General features: G+C 60.5%; 17 protein-coding genes. 13 read left to right on the forward strand and 4 right to left on the reverse strand.

Annotation, left to right across the window (positions count from 1 at the left end; genetic code table 11):
- Window positions 1-27 precede the first annotated feature (27 nt).
- The 4 genes from ACR0JC_RS14150 (at window position 28) to ACR0JC_RS14165 (ending at window position 2,531) form a co-directional block, all read left to right on the forward strand.
- Window positions 28-531, forward strand: a complete 504-nt coding sequence (locus ACR0JC_RS14150) for a sugar transferase (RefSeq protein WP_170341471.1) — start codon at window positions 28-30, stop codon at window positions 529-531.
- Window positions 532-643: 112 nt separating this feature from the next.
- Window positions 644-1,462, forward strand: a complete 819-nt coding sequence (locus ACR0JC_RS14155) for a hypothetical protein (RefSeq protein WP_170341472.1) — start codon at window positions 644-646, stop codon at window positions 1,460-1,462.
- Between the two features lie 44 nt (window positions 1,463-1,506).
- Window positions 1,507-2,082, forward strand: coding sequence for a hypothetical protein (locus ACR0JC_RS14160; protein ID WP_170341474.1), 576 nt, complete (start codon window positions 1,507-1,509; stop codon window positions 2,080-2,082).
- Window positions 2,083-2,390: 308 nt separating this feature from the next.
- A complete protein-coding gene (locus ACR0JC_RS14165; RefSeq protein WP_170341476.1) occupies window positions 2,391-2,531 on the forward strand; it encodes a hypothetical protein in 141 nt (46 codons plus the stop codon).
- 4 nt (window positions 2,532-2,535) lie between these two features.
- Here ACR0JC_RS14165 and ACR0JC_RS14170 read toward each other — a convergent pair whose 3' ends face one another.
- Window positions 2,536-3,060 (reverse strand): CBS domain-containing protein, encoded by a 525-nt coding sequence (locus tag ACR0JC_RS14170; protein WP_170341478.1) that lies wholly within the window; start codon window positions 3,058-3,060, stop codon window positions 2,536-2,538.
- 125 nt (window positions 3,061-3,185) lie between these two features.
- On the opposite strand from ACR0JC_RS14170, the gene ACR0JC_RS14175 reads away from it, so the two are divergent.
- The 7 genes from ACR0JC_RS14175 to ACR0JC_RS14205 all read left to right on the forward strand — a co-directional run bounded on the left by ACR0JC_RS14175 (window position 3,186) and on the right by ACR0JC_RS14205 (window position 10,485).
- The gene (locus ACR0JC_RS14175) at window positions 3,186-3,371 is read left to right on the forward strand and encodes a hypothetical protein (RefSeq protein ID WP_170341480.1); all 186 of its coding nucleotides are present in this window, start codon (window positions 3,186-3,188) and stop codon (window positions 3,369-3,371) included.
- Between the two features lie 66 nt (window positions 3,372-3,437).
- Window positions 3,438-4,463, forward strand: a complete 1,026-nt coding sequence (locus tag ACR0JC_RS14180; RefSeq protein WP_170341482.1) for an FAD:protein FMN transferase — start codon at window positions 3,438-3,440, stop codon at window positions 4,461-4,463.
- Between the two features lie 15 nt (window positions 4,464-4,478).
- Window positions 4,479-4,724 carry a (Na+)-NQR maturation NqrM gene (gene nqrM, locus ACR0JC_RS14185; RefSeq protein ID WP_170341485.1) on the forward strand — a complete coding sequence of 82 codons (246 nt, stop codon included), beginning with the start codon at window positions 4,479-4,481 and terminating at the stop codon, window positions 4,722-4,724.
- Window positions 4,725-6,392: a sulfatase-like hydrolase/transferase gene (locus ACR0JC_RS14190; RefSeq protein WP_170341488.1), complete on the forward strand. Its 1,668-nt coding sequence runs from the start codon at window positions 4,725-4,727 to the stop codon at window positions 6,390-6,392.
- Between the two features lie 92 nt (window positions 6,393-6,484).
- Window positions 6,485-8,002 (forward strand): 2,3-bisphosphoglycerate-independent phosphoglycerate mutase, encoded by a 1,518-nt coding sequence (gene gpmI, locus ACR0JC_RS14195; RefSeq protein WP_170341490.1) that lies wholly within the window; start codon window positions 6,485-6,487, stop codon window positions 8,000-8,002.
- Window positions 7,999-9,132, forward strand: a complete 1,134-nt coding sequence (locus ACR0JC_RS14200) for a murein hydrolase activator EnvC family protein (protein ID WP_170341492.1) — start codon at window positions 7,999-8,001, stop codon at window positions 9,130-9,132. The genes gpmI and ACR0JC_RS14200 overlap by 4 nt, the downstream gene beginning before the upstream one ends.
- A 6-nt stretch (window positions 9,133-9,138) precedes the next feature.
- Entirely contained in the window at window positions 9,139-10,485 is a 1,347-nt protein-coding gene (locus ACR0JC_RS14205; RefSeq protein ID WP_170341494.1) for a S41 family peptidase, read from the forward strand.
- Between the two features lie 54 nt (window positions 10,486-10,539).
- Here the strand turns inward: ACR0JC_RS14205 and ACR0JC_RS14210 are convergent, their stop codons facing one another.
- The 3 genes from ACR0JC_RS14210 to ACR0JC_RS14220 form a co-directional block, all read right to left on the reverse strand.
- Entirely contained in the window at window positions 10,540-12,066 is a 1,527-nt protein-coding gene (locus tag ACR0JC_RS14210; protein ID WP_170341497.1) for an MFS transporter, read from the reverse strand.
- A gap of 110 nt (window positions 12,067-12,176) precedes the next feature.
- Window positions 12,177-12,536, reverse strand: coding sequence for a hypothetical protein (locus ACR0JC_RS14215; protein ID WP_170341499.1), 360 nt, complete (start codon window positions 12,534-12,536; stop codon window positions 12,177-12,179).
- A gap of 11 nt (window positions 12,537-12,547) precedes the next feature.
- Window positions 12,548-13,309, reverse strand: coding sequence for a DUF6478 family protein (locus tag ACR0JC_RS14220; protein ID WP_170341501.1), 762 nt, complete (start codon window positions 13,307-13,309; stop codon window positions 12,548-12,550).
- Between the two features lie 245 nt (window positions 13,310-13,554).
- Here ACR0JC_RS14220 and ACR0JC_RS14225 point away from each other — a divergent pair, with 245 nt between their 5' ends.
- Both ACR0JC_RS14225 and ACR0JC_RS14230 read left to right on the forward strand, forming a co-directional pair.
- Window positions 13,555-16,635, forward strand: coding sequence for an ABC transporter transmembrane domain-containing protein (locus tag ACR0JC_RS14225; RefSeq protein ID WP_170341504.1), 3,081 nt, complete (start codon window positions 13,555-13,557; stop codon window positions 16,633-16,635).
- Window positions 16,636-16,637: 2 nt separating this feature from the next.
- Window positions 16,638-17,537 (forward strand): CPBP family intramembrane glutamic endopeptidase, encoded by a 900-nt coding sequence (locus tag ACR0JC_RS14230; RefSeq protein WP_170341508.1) that lies wholly within the window; start codon window positions 16,638-16,640, stop codon window positions 17,535-17,537.
- The last annotated feature ends 1 nt before the right edge of the window (window position 17,538 follow it).

The following is a 17,538-nucleotide window of genomic DNA, read 5'->3' on the forward strand; positions in this document are numbered from 1 at the left end:
AACAACAGGCGCTCAGGAGGGGGATGGATGAGCATCGATATTGTTGGTTCCCAGGCAGCTTTTTCCGGTTTTGCCGCGCCGCGCGTAGGTCTGACATTCAGTATCACCAAACGCTTCATGGATGTTGCTGTTTCTCTGGCCCTGTTGCCACTCCTGGCGGTTTGCGCAGTCCTGTTGCTCGTCATGAACCACATTCTAAACCGAGGGCCCCTGTTGTTCTGCCAGATCCGCATGGGCAGAGGAGGAAGAGCGTTTGTCGCCTACAAATTCCGTTCAATGAAGCCTGGTCACGGTAAGATCAGGGGGCCCCTATGGCCCGGTTACCGCGCCCGGCTTGGCGTCCGCCCCGGAATCAGCGGCTATGCCCATACCGAAGTCGGGCACGCACAAAGTCTTGAAGATATTCGGAAAAATTTTGGACCGACCACTACTACATCAATAATCCGAGCCTTGCATTCGAATTTTGGATTATTTGGCGGACGCTGCAGGCGGTTGCAGAGTTCAAGGGCAATTGACGCCAAGAAACGGTGACAGAATACAAGCACTTGCAAAGGCCTAACATGACCGACGAAAAACCTCATGGCGCGAACAGGCGCGAGAAAACCGTGGACGGTTTGGTTCTGCTGGCCTTTGCCCGGCTGTGATGGCCGGACAGATACACAATCGCCGGCTGCGCGGGTCTCGGTCTTTTGCTGGGATTTGGGATCTCGCCCTTTGCGATAGAACCCCGCTTCCGGTCCGAAACGACGTTGGTTCTGACACGCTCTGCGGGCTATTCCGACGTGCCGTCGCAAGCCATGACGGGCTAGGTGTCGACATCTCCGCCATCAATACCCAAGTCGAAATCCTTGGCTCTGCTCGTTTGATGCATAGCCCGGCGCTGGAGCAAAACCTCCAGGATGATCCAGAGTTCAATCCAGCCATCCTCGCATCGAGTTGGACCGGGCTTTGGCAAAATCCGGCGAACCGGTCGGACAGCGAAGCCCTGGGCATTGTCGCGGAAAACGTCACACAGGTGGTATCTATCGAAAACGTCCGGAATTCAGATGTCATCCGGATCGGCGCAACAACCAACCGCCCTCAGAAGTCGGCTGAGATTGCGGATACCTTGGCCCAGCTTTTTGTTCGGGATCAAATCAATGCAAAAGCCAAAGGACTAACCGAAACTGTTTCATGGTTGTCGGACCGGGTGGCCGGGCTGGAGCAGGAAATCGCCCGGCAGGAGGACGCCATCAAGGTCCTGCGGGCGCCAGCCCCGAAGCACTGGCCGCGCACCTTTTCGAAACCCGAACAAGGTTGGCCAATCTGCAAAGCCGTCTTCAAGAGCTTGACCAACTGGACCAGACACTTGTTGACTTGGACCCCGAACCCTTCAAAGGCGAGGTTCAGGAAGTCATTCATGGTCGCCTTCCCACCAGCCTTTCAAGGCAGGTTGCCACGAGGGACGCAGCAGCAAGGATAGCTCTCGCCGAACGTGTTTCAGAATTGATCGCCCAGAATGCCAGTGTGACAGCCGAACTGCGCCAGTTCGAGCGCGACGCCCGTGTAACCCGGTTGCTGCACGAAACCTTTATTTCCAGACTGGAGGAAGCCGCCGTCCAACAGGGCGCACAAACGCCAGACAGCCGCATAATATCGGCGGCCACTCCGGGCAAACAGGTTGCACCGCGTTCTGGTCTGATCATGTTTCCTAGGGTTTTCGCCAGAGCGGCTTTGGGGCAGGGCATCATTCTTGTCCAGCAAATCCGGCAATCCGCGGTTCCGATTGGGGCCGATCTGGAGCTGGCCACCAGCGTACCGGTTCTGGGCCGTCTGCCATTGGCGCCGATCCGCCAGCGCAGTCAGTTGGTCGGGTACCTGTCCACATATCCGACGTCGCCGCTCTTGGAGGCGGCTAGAAACCTGCGAACGTCTGTGCTGTCACCAAATTCGGACGCTCAACCACAAGTCATTCTGTGCACCTCGTCGGTACCGGATGAGGGTAAGATCACGATGTCGATTGCCCTCGCGCAAAGCCTGGCGGGGCTCGGTCGATCTGTTCTGCTGGTCGAAGCCGACATCCGGAGCCTGTCTTTCAGGTAGTATTTTCCAGACAACCCGAACGGTGGGCTGGTCACAGCGCTGACCGGAGGGACACCCTTGGGCAACCTTCTACGTACCGACACCCGGTTGTCGGTCAATGTTCTGATGGGCGAGCGCAGCACACGCAGCGCCGCGGATATTTTTTGTCTTCGCGCTTTCATGACCTCATGCAGAGGTTGCGGGCAGACTATGACAATATTTTGATCGACGGCCCACCGGTTTTGGCCGTTCCTGACGCCCGGGCAATCGGGCAGGCCTGTGACGCGATCCTTCTGTAGTTTGCACCGACCATCACCTCCTGCGCCCAGTTGGCACAAGTGCTGCACGAGTTTTCCAGCGTGAACTTGCAGGTCACCGTGCTGGTCATCTTGGACCTGGGGTCTGCCCGAAAGCAGACCAAGACAGGTGGGCAGCCTTATGGGGCCTATGCCCGTTACTACAACGTGTGACTATCTAGCCGACAATCATCTGCTTCATGCGCAGGGCTTCGTATTCCAGCTCTTTCAGGCGGAAATGCACGACATCTCCGATGGTGATCATGCCGCAAAGCTTGCCGTCGCGAAGAACCGGCATGTGGCGGAAACGCCCCTCGGTCATCGTCCTCAGCACGTCCATCAGCAGGTCGTCCGGCGCGCAGGTCCGCACATCGCGTGTCATCAGCGCCTCGACCGATTGTGGCAGCGTCTGACCCGGAGTATCCGCCATGCGGCGAACGATATCCCGCTCGGACAGGATCCCCTGCAGTGCGCCGTTCTGATCGGTGACGACAACCGCCCCGATGCGTTTCTCCTTTAGAATTTCGACCACCGAATGGATGGTGTCATTCGGCCGAACCGAAAACACCGCATCACCTTTTCCTTCCAGCAATTTGGCGACAGTGGTCTGAGTATGTGACAAATTCGACTCGGCGGATTGGCTGTAAGTGCTTGACCCGGCCTTGTCGCCACGTGTCGGGGGCTGGTAAGAGCTTGGGGCCATGGGCGGTCTCCTCCTTCAACGCTACAGGCTGTCCTCACCACCTTATCGCAGCAGAGAAACCTGTATAGGGTGCAAATTCAAAAACCGGCGCAACCGCGCCGGGTCGCAAGGAAAAACCGGACCCCGTGACCCAACTCCATCTGTCTCCTGCGGTTGCCGCCCTGATCTTCCTTCTGGTCGTGATCTGCGGACATAATTTTCGCAAACTGTGGAAAGAACAGCCCCCGGGTTGGCAGAAACGCGCGTGGCTGTTTGGTGTGCCCGCTGCGGCCGGGCTGCTGGTCCTGGGCTTCCTGCCGCTGGCGCCTTGACGCAGGTTTGACTCTGGGTGGGGCCGCTGGCATATGCCGGGCAACGCATTTCCAGGAGATCGCCCCATGCGCCGACTGCTTGCTCTGGCCCTGCCGCTTGTTGTTTCTGGCTGTCTGTTCGACGAGGAGCCCGAGATTGTCCGTCTGTCCGGCGAAACCATGGGCACGACCTATCACATCACCGCAATCGGCGAGGATCTGGACGAGGCTGCCCTGTCCACCTCCGTGGAGGAAACGCTGGCGCAGGTGAATGCCAAGATGTCCAACTGGGACCCGAATTCCGAAGTCTCGGTCTTTTCCGCCTCGGCCAGCACCGACCCGATGCCGGTGTCACAGGAATTCGCCTATGTGATCGCGGCGGCCAACCAAGTGCACGACCAAAGCGGCGGCGTGTTCGACGTGACCCTTGGCCCATTGATCGAGCTGTGGGGCTTCGGCCCGCGCAAGCCCGAAGACCCGGTGCCGTCGGATGCCGAGATCGCGGCGGCGCTGGAACAGGTGGGGCAGGCGCGCCTGCTGACGCTGGATGCACAGGCCGGGACGCTGGCCAAGGCGCAACCGGGCGTGGGGATCAACCTTTCGGCCATCGCCAAGGGCTACGGGATCGACGCCGTGGCTGACACGCTGCGAGAAGCAGGCATCGAGAACTACATGGTCGAGATCGGCGGCGACCTGGTGGCGCGCGGTCAGAACGACAAGGGCGAGGCCTGGCGCATCGGCATCGAAAAGCCCGAAACCGGGTCGCAGACCATCCAGTTCATCGTGCCGCTGGACAACCGCGGCATGGCGACCTCAGGCGACTACAAGAACTTCTTCGAGCAGGATGGCATACGCTATTCGCATATCATCGACCCGACCACCGGGTGCCCGATCACCCATCGGACGACCTCGGTCACGGTTCTGGCCGAAAATGCGATGCTGGCCGATGCCTGGGCCACCGCGATGCTGGCGCTGGGGCAGGAACGGGGGCTGAAACTGGCCGATCAGCTGGGTTTGGCGGTGTTTTTCATCTCGCGGGATGTGACAGGCGGCGAAGATGCCTATATCACGGTACAAAGCAGCGCGTTCAAGGATGCGCTGGGATCGAACTGAAGGGCGGGCCGGCCGATGAGCACCTTTATCCTCGCGTTTGTTCTGCTGCTGATCATCATGGTCGGCATGTCGCTGGGCGTGATGCTGATGGGCAAGACCATCAAAGGCAGTTGCGGCGGATTGAACGCGATTTCGGGGGCCGACAAATGCGTGGTGTGCCAAAAGGACGTGGACCCCAACAGCCCGCTGCGTGACAAGCTGCATTGCAAGCGCGCCCGCCGGATGGTGGAGCAGATGGAAAGCCAGGGCGCGCAGCACTGAATGGCCAAGGCCCGCAACATCCTGTTCATCATGTTCGACCAGCTTCGCTGGGATTACCTGAGCTGTTACGGCCATCCACATCTGCACACGCCCAATATCGACCGGCTGGCCGCGCGCGGCGTGCGGTTCACGCGGGCCTATATCCAGTCGCCGATCTGCGGCAGTTCGCGCATGTCCACCTATACCGGGCGCTATGTGCAGTCACATGGCGCCTCGTGGAACGGCATTCCGTTGAAGGTGGGCGAACAGACCATGGGCGACCATCTGCGCAAGGCGGGGATGGACTGCTGGCTGGTCGGCAAGACCCATATGCGCGCCGACGCCGAGGGCATGGCGCGGCTGGGCTTGGAACCCGACAGCCTGATCGGCGCGCGCGTGGCCGAATGCGGTTTCGACGTGTTCGAGCGCGACGACGGGATGCGCCCCGAAGGCCCTGACGGGTTCTATGACCCCGACGGGGCCCGCGCCTACAACGCGTGGCTGGCCGACAAGGGCTATGACGGCGACAACCCCTGGCACGACTTTGCCAATTCCGGGCTGGACGAGGACGGCAACGTGCTGTCGGGCTGGTTTCTGAAAAACGCGCCGCAGGCCGCGAACATCGCCGAAGAAGATAGCGAGACCCCCTATCTGACCACGCGCGGCATCGAATTCATGGAAACCCATGACGGCCCGTGGTGCTGCCACCTGAGCTACATCAAACCGCACTGGCCCTATATCGTCCCCGAGCCCTATGCCTCGATGTACGGGCCCGAGCATGTTCTGCCCCCCAACCGGTCGGAGGCTGAACGGGCCGACGCGCATCCCGTGCTGAGCGCCTTCATGCATACCAAGATCGGTCAGACCTTCTGGCGGCAGGATGTGCGCGAGGCCGTGATCCCCTCCTATATGGGCCTGATCAAGCAGGCCGATGACCAGATCGGGCGGTTGCTGGACTGGATGGACCAGACCGGCCGCATGGACGACACGATGATCGTGCTGACCTCGGACCATGGCGATTTTCTGGGCGATCACTGGATGGGCGAAAAGACGTTCTTCCACGACGCTTCGACCAAGGTGCCGCTGATCATCTACGACCCGTCCGAACAGGCCGATGCCACGCGCGGCACCGCCTGCGACGCGCTGGTCGAGTCGATCGACCTGGCCCCCACTTTCGTCGAGGTCGCGGGCGGTGCGGTGCCTGATCATATCCTAGAAGGCCACTCGCTGCTGCCAATCCTGCACGGGCAGGCGGACGAGACCCCGCGCAAATTCGTGATCTGCGAATACGACTATTCGGCCTCGCCCATCGCGGAAACGCTGGGCGTGTCGGTGCGTGATGCGGCGATGTTCATGGTGGCCACGAAAAAATGGAAGCTGATCCATTGCGAAGGCGGGTTCCGCCCGATCCTGTTCGATCTGGAAAACGACCCCGACGAACTGACCGATCTGGGCGACAGTGCGGCCTATGCGGATGTGATCGCGCAAATGTACGACCACCTGTTCGACTGGGCCCGGCGTCCGTCGCAGCGCACCACCCGCTCGGCGGCCGAGCTGGTCGAGATGCGCACCAAAAGTCGCGGCAAGGGCGTGATCCTGGGCGCTTATGACGAACGCGACGCCCCGCCCGAACTGACGGTCAAGTATCGCGGCCGCAAGGCCCGGCCCTGGCATCAGATCAGGAAATAGCCCGACGCGGGTCGTATCGCCGCAAAAGGCGGTTCACGATGCGGCGGGCAGGGGATAGAAGAACGGACAAGAGCAGTTATCGGAGACCCGACATGAGCGCACCCAAACCCGTCGTCCTGTGCATCCTCGATGGCTGGGGCCTGTCCGACGACACGCAGGCCAATGCGCCCTATCTGGCCCACACGCCCACATTCGACGCGATCATGACCAAGGGTCCGCACGCGCGGCTGATCACCCATGGCCCTGATGTGGGCCTGCCCAGCGGCCAGATGGGTAATTCCGAGGTCGGCCATACCAATATCGGGGCCGGGCGGGTCGTGGCCATGGATCTGGGCCAGATCGATCTTGCAATCGAAGACGGCTCGTTCTTCGAAAACGCTGCGCTGCAGGACTTTGTCGCCAAGGTGAAGGCGGCGGGTGGGACCGCGCATCTGATGGGGCTGGTCTCGGATGGCGGGGTGCATGGGCACCTGAACCATATCGTCGCCGCCGCAAAGGCAATCACCGATGCAGGCGTTCCGGTGGCTCTGCACGCCATCACCGACGGGCGAGACGTGGCCCCGAAATCGGCGCTGGACTTCCTGGCCGAGCTGGAGCGCCGCCTGCCTGCGAACGCGCGCGTCGTCACCGTCTCGGGGCGGTACTATGCCATGGACCGCGACAACCGGTGGGAACGGGTCGGCCGCGCCTATGATGCCATCATCAAAGGTGAAGGCGCGCCGGCTGATACCGCAAGCGCCGCGATTCAGGCCGCCTACGACCGGGGCGAGACGGACGAGTTCATCGCGCCCACGGTTCTGCCCGGCTACGACGGCGTCCGCGACGGTCACGGCTTCTTCTGCCTCAATTTCCGCGCCGACCGCGCCCGCGAAATCCTGCGCGCCATTGCCGAACCTGATTTCGCCGAATTCGACACCGGCCCGCGCCCGCACCTGTCGGCGCTGCTGGGCATGGTGGAATATTCCGACGGCCACAACGCCTACATGACCACAGTGTTTCCCAAGCGCGAGATCGTGAACACGCTGGGCGAATGGGTCGCCAAGCAGGGCCTGCGCCAGTTCCGCCTGGCCGAAACCGAGAAATACCCCCATGTCACGTTCTTCTTGAACGGCGGCAAGGAAACGCCCGAGCCCGGCGAGGACCGCTATATGGCCCCGTCGCCCAAGGTTGCAACCTATGATCTGCAGCCCGAGATGTCGGCCGCCGAGGTCACGGACAAGTTCGTCGAGGCGATCGAGGCCGGCTATGACCTGATCGTTACCAACTACGCGAATCCGGACATGGTGGGCCATACCGGTGACCTGCAGGCCGCGATCAAGGCCTGCGAGGCCGTGGATCAGGGCCTGTCCCGCGTGGTCGCCGCGCTGGAAAAAGAGGGCGGGGCGATGATCGTAACGGCCGATCACGGCAATTGCGAAACCATGATCGACCCCGAAACAGGCGGGCCGCATACCGCCCACACGCTGAACCCGGTGCCCGTGGCGCTGGTTGGCGAACCCGAGGGCGCAACCCTGCGCGAAGGTCGCCTGTCCGATCTGGCGCCTACGGTTCTGGACCTGATGGGCCTGCCCAAGCCACCGGAAATGACGGGTCAGAGCCTGCTGTCATGAGGCTGCGCGCGCTTCTTCTGGCGGCCCTGATGGCGGGGCAGGCGGCCCGGGCCGCGCCGGACCCCGCGCAGGCGGCGCTGGAGGCGGCGCAGATGCTGGAACAGGCCTCGATCGCGCTGACCGAGGCCGAAACCGCCCGCGACCGCGTGCGCGCCCTGACCGAGACGATCCAGGCCTACGAGGCCGGGCTGGCCGCCATGCGCGACGGGCTGCGCCGGGCGGCTTTGCGCGAAAGCCAGCTGACCGCCGAGTTGAACGCGCGCGAACGCGAAATCCGCCAGTTGCTGGGCGTACTGCAAACCATCGAAACCACGGCGCCACCGGTTCTGATGCTGCACCCGGCCGGGCCGCTGGGGGCGGCGCGCACCGGGATGATGCTGTCCGAAGTCACCCCTGGCCTGAACACCAGGGCCCAGGCGCTGGCCCGGGATCTGGACGAGGTGCAGACCCTGCGCCGATTGCAACAAAGCGCTGCGGACACGCTGACCGAAGGGTTGGAAGGCGTGCAGAACGCCAGGACGAAGCTGAGCGAGGCCATAGCGGACCGTACCGACCTGCCGCGCCGCTTCATCGAAGACCCGGTACGGACAGCCATCCTGATCTCATCAACGGAGACTCTGGATGGCTTCGCCAGCGGTCTATCTGAGATATCGGATGGAGAAATCTTAGCCTCGAACGCGGATGTGTCCCAACTGAAAGGACAGATTCCGCTGCCGACCCAAGGCGTCATACTCCATCGTTCCGGCGAAACGGACGCCGCAGGGGTCACGCGTCCGGGGCTTGTACTGGGAACCAGACCACGTGCATTGGTGCTGTCGCCGACAGCGGCCACTATCCGATACAGAGGGCCGCTTCTGGACCTTGGAAACCTTGTGATCCTGGAACCGCAGCCCGGTTTGCTTTTTGTCTTCTCCGGCCTTCAGGAGGTGTATGGGGACCCCGGTCAGGTGATCCCCGAAGGAACACCAGTGGGCCTGATGCCCGGTCAAACACCAGAAATCGGCGCGATTTTGTCAACAAGCGGTGATGGCACTGGAACTGATCGTCCAGAAACGCTCTATATAGAGGTAAGAGAGAACAATAGCCCCGTGGATCCGGAATCATGGTTCCGGACAGACAAGGATGGATAGACGAGTATGAAGAGATTTGTGATGGCCGGTCTGGCCGGCACCGTGGCAGGGATTATTGCGACCACCCAGATCGCTGGGCCACTGCTGGCGCAAGAGGCCGAAAACAAGGCCGGAGTCTATGAACAACTTGACCTGTTCGGAGACATCTTCGAACGGATCCGCGCCCAGTATGTTGAGGAAGTCGCCCCCGAAGAACTGATCGAGGCTGCGATCGACGGCATGTTGACGTCGCTGGATCCGCATTCAAGCTATCTTTCCCCGGACGACGCTGAGCAGATGCGCGTGCAGACGCGCGGTGAATTCGGTGGGCTGGGCATCGAGGTCACCCAAGAGGATGGGTTCGTCAAAGTCGTCTCGCCAATTGACGGCACGCCTGCGGACGAAGCGGGCATCGAGGCCGGCGATTTCATTACCCATGTGGACGGCGAAAGCATCCTGGGCCTGACGCTGGACAAGGCCGTCGACCTGATGCGCGGCCCGGTCGGTTCGGAAATCGTGATCACCGTCGTGCGGGAAGGCGAACCCGACCCATTCGATGTGACCATCATCCGCGACACGATCAAACTGACCGCCGTTCGCGCCCGCACCGAAGGCACCAGCGTGGTGCTTCGTGTGACCACCTTCAACGATCAGACCTTCCCGAACCTGAAAGAGGGGATGGAAAAGCAGATCGCCGAAGCTGGCGGCATCGACAAGGTGAACGGCTTTGTTCTGGACCTGCGCAACAACCCCGGCGGGCTGTTGACCCAAGCCATCAAGGTATCGGACGCATTCCTGAACGAGGGCGAGATCGTCTCGACCCGTGGGCGCAATCCCGAAGATGGTGAACGGTTCAACGCAACCCCGGGTGATCTTGCCCAAGGCAAGCCGATCGTAGTGCTGATCAACGGCGGATCGGCCTCGGCATCCGAAATTGTTGCCGGTGCATTGAAGGATCACCACCGCGCGATCGTCGTCGGCACCAAAAGCTTCGGCAAAGGATCGGTTCAGACCGTGATGCCGCTGCGTGGCGACGGGGCGATGCGTCTGACCACCTCGCGCTACTACACCCCGTCGGGTCGGTCGATCCAGGCTTTGGGTGTCAGCCCCGACATCATCGTGGAACAGCCCCGCGTCCGCCCCGAGGCTGAAGAAGAGGAAGAAAGCAACGCCCGCACCCGGTCCGAGGCCGACCTGCGGGGCAGCCTGAACAATGACAGCTTGACTGAGGATGAAATCCGCCAGATTGAGGAAGACCGCACCAAAGCGGAAGAAACCGCCGAACTGCGCAACGAAGACTACCAGTTGGCCTATGCGATCGACATTCTCAAAGGCCTGTCCGCCTTCAATCCGACAGAGCGGGCATCGCAGTAAGCTGCGCAAACAGTGACCGAAGGGCCGCGGTTTTCCGCGGCCTTTTCTTTTGGCTCAGCTCTCGATTTTGTGCAGTTTCTTTTCGTCCAGCATCAGCGCCAGAACCAGGCCGATCGACACCGACAGCGTTGAAAAGACAAAAGCCATGTCCATCCCGCTGTCAAAAGCCATCGACAACGCGGATTTGATCTTTTCGGCCTCGGCCGCGCTGAATTTCTGCATGACAGCCTGCGCGGTCTTGGTCGTCAAAGTACCGCCATTGATGGCTTTTTGATCGGCCAGGGACATGTCGATGCCGGCCTTGGCAAGGTGTTCGCGGAAGCTGGACAGACTGACCATGTACATGATGGCCGTCGCGCAGGCGACCGAAATGGCGCCATAGACCAAGTGCACCATGAAGCTCAGACCGCCAACCAGGCCGGCGCGTTCGGGCTTAACGGCGCAAACGGCGGCGGTACCCGACGGGCCAACCGTCAGTGTCGCTCCCAACCCGATCAGAGCCATCCCCGGAAGAATATGGAAATACCCCAGCCCGGCCGGCATCACGACGACACTGGCCGCGCCTATCGTAGCGCAGAGATACCCCCAGAACAGCAGGCGCTTGGGTCCGAAATCATTGTACAAGGTGCCAGAGACGATCGACCCGACCGCCAAAAGAACGGTCAGCGGTGCAAGGCCCAGAGCGGATTCAAACACTGACCAACCAAGAACCTTTTGCATATATTGCGGAAAATACAGCAATCCCACAAAGGCCGCCGAGACGTTGAACATGTTCAGCCCCAAGGTGATGCGAAATTGCGGATTTTGCATCATCTGCGGCAGCAATAGCGGTTCTTTCACCCGTTTTTCCACGCGTGGGAACAACAGAAACAGCGACGCGCTGAGGAAAAACAGAAACATCAGCGGAACCGACAGCCAGCCCCAGTCCGACCCGACATCAAGCGCGTACAGCAGCAGCAGGACAGCAAAAGAAAGGACACCCATTCCGGCAAAGTCGATGTGCTCACCCGTCTTGTGGGTCTTGTCACGCTGCATCAGCAGGACTGCCGTGGCCATCGAGATGCACGAGAAGACGACATTCGCCAGAAAGAACAGGCGCCAATCCCCAAGATTGACGACAAACCCGCTGATCATCGGACCAAATACGTTGCCCGTCGTGACACCGGCAAGGATCAACCCCATGACCATCGCACGGTGTTCCTCACGGGATACCCTCGTTGCCCCGAAGGCCAGCGTGCACGGCCACACGCATCCCGCGCCGATACCTTGAAGCGCGCGTGCGCCGATCAGGAAATCAAGGCTGGGAGATACGAAACACATGACCGAGGCGAAAAGAAACAGCGACAATCCGATGATCATGATCTTGCGATGACCGTACATATCGCCCAGCCGGCCGCCTGCGACCATCGTCATGGCGAAGAACAGCGCGTAGATGTTCAACACCCACTGAGTACTCGTGATATCGGCATCAAACGAGTTTTCGATCGCCGGAACCAGCATCAGCGCACCGGTAAAGTCTATGCCGATGCCAAACGCCGTTACCATCAGCGCTATGACCTTGATAATGCTGTCACGTTCCATTCGGCCCCCTGAGTTTCCTTGGCGGCTCAATCATGCATGAATTCAGCAAAAAAGATAGGAATGCGTCCAAGCAGGTTTCGATTACGTAGATCCTGCAGGCTTTTGGCCGATCAACCCTGACCAGCGCTCAACCGACGCACCACGCGCTTCAGAAGATCAAGTTCGGCGCGCAGCAGGTCCATCTCGGCTCGGATATCGCCTACGGCCGGCGCGCCCGCGATTACGGTGATGTCGCCCACTTTTTCCTGTGAAGCGCTGTCGAGGATAATCACACTGTGGACACCTTCGGACAACAGGACCGTTGGTACGGGAACCCGAACATGCCAGCCACCTTCGGCCTCGGAAACCTCGATACCTTGCAGGACCTGATCCCGGTACCGGGCTTCAAGTTGGGGTGCGGTACTTCCTGAAAAGTGGCCTTCCCATACGCCGTCTTCGAACCGGATCGGGACGAGTTTTGTTTCCACCATGGCCTTTCCTTTCACAAGTCAGCGCGATGATGGCGGCACAGGGTCAAATCCCGCAGCACCACACGGTTCATACCAGGATCCTGGATGATAAGGTCCAGCCACATCTTCTCGATGCGACGTTCGTTCAAGGACAGATGCGCAAGATCAAAATCGATGTCGGATGTCGCATCTTTCGGTTCCAGCTTTCGCAGCACCTGCTCGGTATTCGGTCCATTCTGGATATTCAGCCTGGCAAAGACCTCGGCCGGGCGTTCACTGTCGACCGTCACATGGGTCCGGACCAGGTGTTGCCGCGTCAGACCCTCGGCGGCGCTGCCCGGAAGTTCGACAGACACGGAGAGGAACGAGCCTTGAAAGCTGAATACGTCGATCGCCAGGCTGAAAGGCGCCAGGTCCTTTTCCCCGCTGTTGCGCATTTGCCGGACTGCAATCTCGGCCAGCGGACAGTCATGGAAAAGCGCCACGCTGTCATCAAGTTGCGCCTTGCGAGACAATGATACCAGGCCCGTAACGGGCAGGGGGCTGCCCCACAAATCCGGGCGCCAGGCCCAATCCGTGCCAAGCGGTCTGGGGAAATTCTGGGTGCCGATATGCGGGCGGGTCAGGCGCCCGTCCGCAATCTGAATCAGCCGATCAAGTTGGGCGCGAAGCACTCGCGCCTGATCACGCTGCTGGCGAAGCAGGGGCAGGTCTTCGTGCGGCGCGTTCTGCGCCGTCCGTTTCCAGTGCCCAACTGCCTTGCGGCTGAAATACCGATCCAGAAGTCTGCTCATGTGCCCAGTGCTTGAAACTGCACCTCTTTAGTCGGATTCCGCGGGCGGAATAAACCCGCCTTCGACAGATAGCACTGCAAAATTTCCGAATTGTGAACGACGCCGGTCGTGCCGGCCGGATTTTTGCAAGATCACGCCGGGGCACGTTCTTGAAATAGCACGGGGCAAAGCTTACCGTCAGTCACCCGGTCGCCGTGGATCCTCCGCAACGGGCCGCAGTCCAAAAAACAAGACGAGGCCGGGGCATGGAACCCACCCTATTCGCGTTCATCTGGAAACATTCCAAGAAACAGCAGTTCATTCTTCTGCTGTTGACCGTACTTTCGTTTCCGTTTCTCTATGCCTCGCTTGAATTGCCCAAGCAGATCATCAACGACGCCATCGGCGCGACCGGAAACACGGTAACGCTGTTCGGCACGAAGGTGACCCAGGTCCAATACCTGCTGATCCTGTGTTTTGCGTTCTTGGGAACCGTCCTGGCTGGCGGCCTCATGAAGATGCGCATCAACACCATGAAGGGGATCCTGGCCGAACGCATGTTGCGTCGGCTCAGATTCACCCTGATCAGCCGGATGCTGCGCTTCCCCAAACCGTATTTCTCGACCACAAGCCAGGGCGAGCTGGTGTCGATGATATCGTCCGAAGCGGAACCGATGGGTGGACTGATGGGCGACGCGATCGCCCAGCCGGTTTTTCAGTTCGGTCAGATGATGACGATTGTCACTTTCTTGTTCATGCAGAGCGTCTGGTTCGGGCTGGCCTCGATCGCGCTGATCCCGCTGCAAGCCTGGCTGATCCCGCGCCTGCAGCGTCAGATCAACCTTTTGAACAAGGACCGTATTCAGGAGATCCGTCACCTGAGCACCGAGATCGGCGAAACCGCCGCCGGTATCAGCGACCTGCGCGCGAACGGTGGTTGGCGCTATCGGCTGGCGCAGTTCAGTCATCGTCTGGGAACCTTGTTCGATATCCGGGTCCGGATCTACAACAAGAAATTCTTCATGAAGTTCCTCAACAACCTGATCACGCAGATGACGCCGTTCCTGTTCTATTCGGTCGGTGGCTATCTCGCTATCACGGGCGAAGTGACAGTCGGTGCGCTGGTTGCGGCGCTGGGGGCGTACAAGGACCTCAGTGGCCCTTGGCGCGATCTGCTGACCTATTACAATCAGGTTCAGGACATGTCGTTGCGCTGGCAGGTCGTCACCGAACGGTTTGCACCCGAGAACATGATCCCCGAAGAACTGTTCTATGGCGAACCGGAGAGCATCCCGCACCTGCAAGGCGACATCGAATTGCGCAATGTCACGGTGCGTGACGAAGACGGCAAGTTGATCCTTGAAGACATCGACCTGACGATCCCAAAGGGCGCTCGGGTCGCCATCAAGGCCTCGCACGACTCGGAAAGACAGGCGCTGGCCCAGTTGCTGATCCGCGAGATCCTGCCTGTTCAGGGCGAGGTCCTTCTGTCTGGCCACAACCTTCGGGAACTCCATCAGGCGGTGATCGCCGCCCGTGTCGGCTATGCCCACTCGCGACCCTACTTGTTCAACGGCACGCTTGGTGACAACCTGCTGATGCCTTTGCGTCCCCATCCCCACCACGAGGCCGAGGCTCTGAAGGCCCCATCACGTTATCAGGTCGAAGCCGTGCGCGCCGGCAACTCACCGGACCTGCTGGAGGACGAATGGGTCGACCCACGCCTTGCCGGGCTGCAGAGCATCGACGAGATCCGCGATTGGTGGTTCGAACTGGTCGAGGCGATGGGCATCGACGAGTTCATGTTCCGGCGTACGTTACGGTCGCAATTCGATCCCGAATTGCACCCCCATCTGGCCAAGGCGATCGTGGATGCGCGCGATAAGGTTGCAGCGCGTCTCAAGGAAAAGGGCTTGGACAAATACGTTTACCGGTTCGATCCGGACCGGTTCAACCCGGCCGTACCTTTGGGGGGCAACCTTCTGTTTGCCTCACCGTCGCGCAACATCTCACCGGACATCCTTGCCGGGGACGCTCGTTTTCTTGCCATGCTAAGGGCCCATGATCTGGATAAGGATGCCAAGAGCATCGCGACGGCGGTTCTCAGCACGCTGCGCAAAACATTCGGCCGCGAAGGGACGGATCACCCGCTGTTCCTGCGCTTGGGCATGTCCAAGGACATGTACCACCGACTGCTCGACATCGACGAACGCCGCATGTCGAAAGGTGAGGCAACCCTGTCCGAACGTGAAATGGCACTGTTGCTGACGGTACCGTTCATGCTGACCGCCGAACAGATCGGCCCCAGTTTCCCCGAGGAATACAAGGAAAAGATCCTGTCGATCCGGCGCACGCAGGCCCCAAATCTGCATGCATCTTTCGACGGGCTGTTCATTCCCGTGGCACCCGAAACCTATGTTCCGCGCCTGACCGTCATGGAAAATGCCCTGTATGGCCGCGTGTCGCTGATGGCTGGGGCACATGCCGAAGAAATCGAGGATGCCGTAGCCGAAGTCCTGATCGAGGCAGGGCTGACTCGTCGATTGGCGGCTATCATCTACGATCTGCCGACCGGTCTTGGCGGGGCCAACTTGCCCACGGTTTTCCAGGAACGCGCCGCGTTTTCACGGGCAGCCATCAAGCGGCCCGACATCCTGATCCTGGACAAGGTCCTTGCCAGCCACGATTCGGAAAGCCGTCTGCGCACGCGCCTCAAGCTGCGTGAGTTGCTGCCCGACTCGGTCATGATTTTCATGGAAGATCATTTTGGCCATCCCGAAGCCTATGACATGTACGTAGAAATCAAGGACGGCCGAATCGACGGTGTATCGCGTTCCAAGGCCGAGGCGGATGACGAACAACCCGAAGACTTCAGCCGAAAACTCAAGATCATTTCGGCAACCGAACTGTTTTCGAGGCTTGACGGAAAGCACCAGCGTCTGCTGGCCTTTTCGGCGCAATGGTACGACGCCGCGGCGGGGCAGACCATATTCTCACGCGGGCAAACGCCCGACGCAGCTTATCTGTGCATCTCCGGACAGGCGAGCCTGGAATGGACGATGCCGGACGGCGAAAAGCGCAACATCTCCATCGTCGAGCCAGGCCGCCTGATCGGAGACCTGTCGATCATCACCGGCGCGCCTCGGCAACTTGACCTCGTTGCTATGACCGACTGTTCGTTCCTGCGGATCGGCGCGGAAGAGCTGCGCGCCGTGGTAGAAGGTGACGCGGCTGTTTCGATGCGCCTTCTGGAAACGGTTGCCGGGTATCTGACAACCGTCTCAGAACGACTGCTGCTGTCGAACACCCCGTTGACACCCGAAGCCGAGACCGGGGCGGGCGGTTAAGAATGCGTGACCCGCAGCCACACCCGGCCTATGCCCCGCACGAAATCCTGGTGGCGCCGACCAGGGCTTTTCCCGAACTCTGGCGGCTGCTGCTGGGGTTCGCGATCATCACGGTCGTCGTGCTGGCACTGAATCTGGTTCTCCTGGCCGCTGTAACCGCCTTTGGTTCGGCCGAACTGGTGTCCGGTTTCGAAGACGGGTCATCGGCCCTGGCGCTGCTGGTCATCCTTTCCAGTTTCGCCTTTGCCACATTAGGCGTCGGATTGGCCGTACGACAGGTGCAGCACCGGAAACTGATCTCCGTGGTCGGGCCGCCGATTCTGACTGCACGGCAATTCTGGCGGGTTTTGCGGGCGCTGGTCGTGTTGGGCGCCTTGCTTTTTGTTCTGCCGCCATACGATATGGGACCGCCGTTGGAGCCAAACCTGCCGGTTTTCAGGTGGCTGCTGCTGTTGCCGCTGGCGCTAGTGGCTGTCCTTATACAGGTCAGCGCCGAAGAGATTCTATTCCGCGGGTTCCTGCAACAATCGCTGGCCGCGCGGTTCAGGGCCCCGTGGATTTGGATGGGTGTACCCTCCCTGATTTTTGCAGCCGGGCACTACGCACCACTTGCGGCCGGTGACAATGCGATCCTGATCGCAGGTTGGGCCTTTGTCTTTGGCCTGCTTAGTGCCGACATCACCGCCAGAGCAGGAACGCTGGGACCCGCAATCGCCATGCATTTTGCCAACAATGTAACGGCTCTGCTGATCGTATCGTTGCCTGACGGCCTGGGTGGGCTGGCCCTCTATCATCTTCCGTTCGAAACATCGGACACCGGTATCCTGCGCCAGTGGCTTGTCGTGGATTTCGCGGTGATGATCGTCAGCTGGCTGGTTGCGCGACTTGCGCTCAGGCGCTGAT

The sequence above is a fragment of the Ruegeria sp. CH5 genome (assembly GCF_056537025.1).

Bases quoted from the DNA above. Each gene is read 5' to 3' on its own strand.
- ACR0JC_RS14220 (WP_170341501.1), bottom strand. From the start codon at position 13,309: ATGAGCAGACTTCTGGATCGGTATTTCAGCCGCAAGGCAGTTGGGCAC.
- gpmI (WP_170341490.1), top strand. From the start codon at position 6,485: ATGAGCGCACCCAAACCCGTCGTCCTGTGCATCCTCGATGGCTGGGGC.
- ACR0JC_RS14180 (WP_170341482.1), top strand. From the start codon at position 3,438: ATGCGCCGACTGCTTGCTCTGGCCCTGCCGCTTGTTGTTTCTGGCTGT.
- ACR0JC_RS14210 (WP_170341497.1), bottom strand. From the start codon at position 12,066: ATGGAACGTGACAGCATTATCAAGGTCATAGCGCTGATGGTAACGGCG.
- ACR0JC_RS14190 (WP_170341488.1), top strand. From the start codon at position 4,725: ATGGCCAAGGCCCGCAACATCCTGTTCATCATGTTCGACCAGCTTCGC.
- ACR0JC_RS14170 (WP_170341478.1), bottom strand. From the start codon at position 3,060: ATGGCCCCAAGCTCTTACCAGCCCCCGACACGTGGCGACAAGGCCGGG.
- ACR0JC_RS14215 (WP_170341499.1), bottom strand. From the start codon at position 12,536: ATGGTGGAAACAAAACTCGTCCCGATCCGGTTCGAAGACGGCGTATGG.
- ACR0JC_RS14150 (WP_170341471.1), top strand. From the start codon at position 28: ATGAGCATCGATATTGTTGGTTCCCAGGCAGCTTTTTCCGGTTTTGCC.
- ACR0JC_RS14155 (WP_170341472.1), top strand. From the start codon at position 644: ATGGCCGGACAGATACACAATCGCCGGCTGCGCGGGTCTCGGTCTTTT.
- ACR0JC_RS14225 (WP_170341504.1), top strand. From the start codon at position 13,555: ATGGAACCCACCCTATTCGCGTTCATCTGGAAACATTCCAAGAAACAG.
- ACR0JC_RS14230 (WP_170341508.1), top strand. From the start codon at position 16,638: ATGCGTGACCCGCAGCCACACCCGGCCTATGCCCCGCACGAAATCCTG.
- ACR0JC_RS14200 (WP_170341492.1), top strand. From the start codon at position 7,999: ATGAGGCTGCGCGCGCTTCTTCTGGCGGCCCTGATGGCGGGGCAGGCG.
- ACR0JC_RS14205 (WP_170341494.1), top strand. From the start codon at position 9,139: ATGAAGAGATTTGTGATGGCCGGTCTGGCCGGCACCGTGGCAGGGATT.
- nqrM (WP_170341485.1), top strand. From the start codon at position 4,479: ATGAGCACCTTTATCCTCGCGTTTGTTCTGCTGCTGATCATCATGGTC.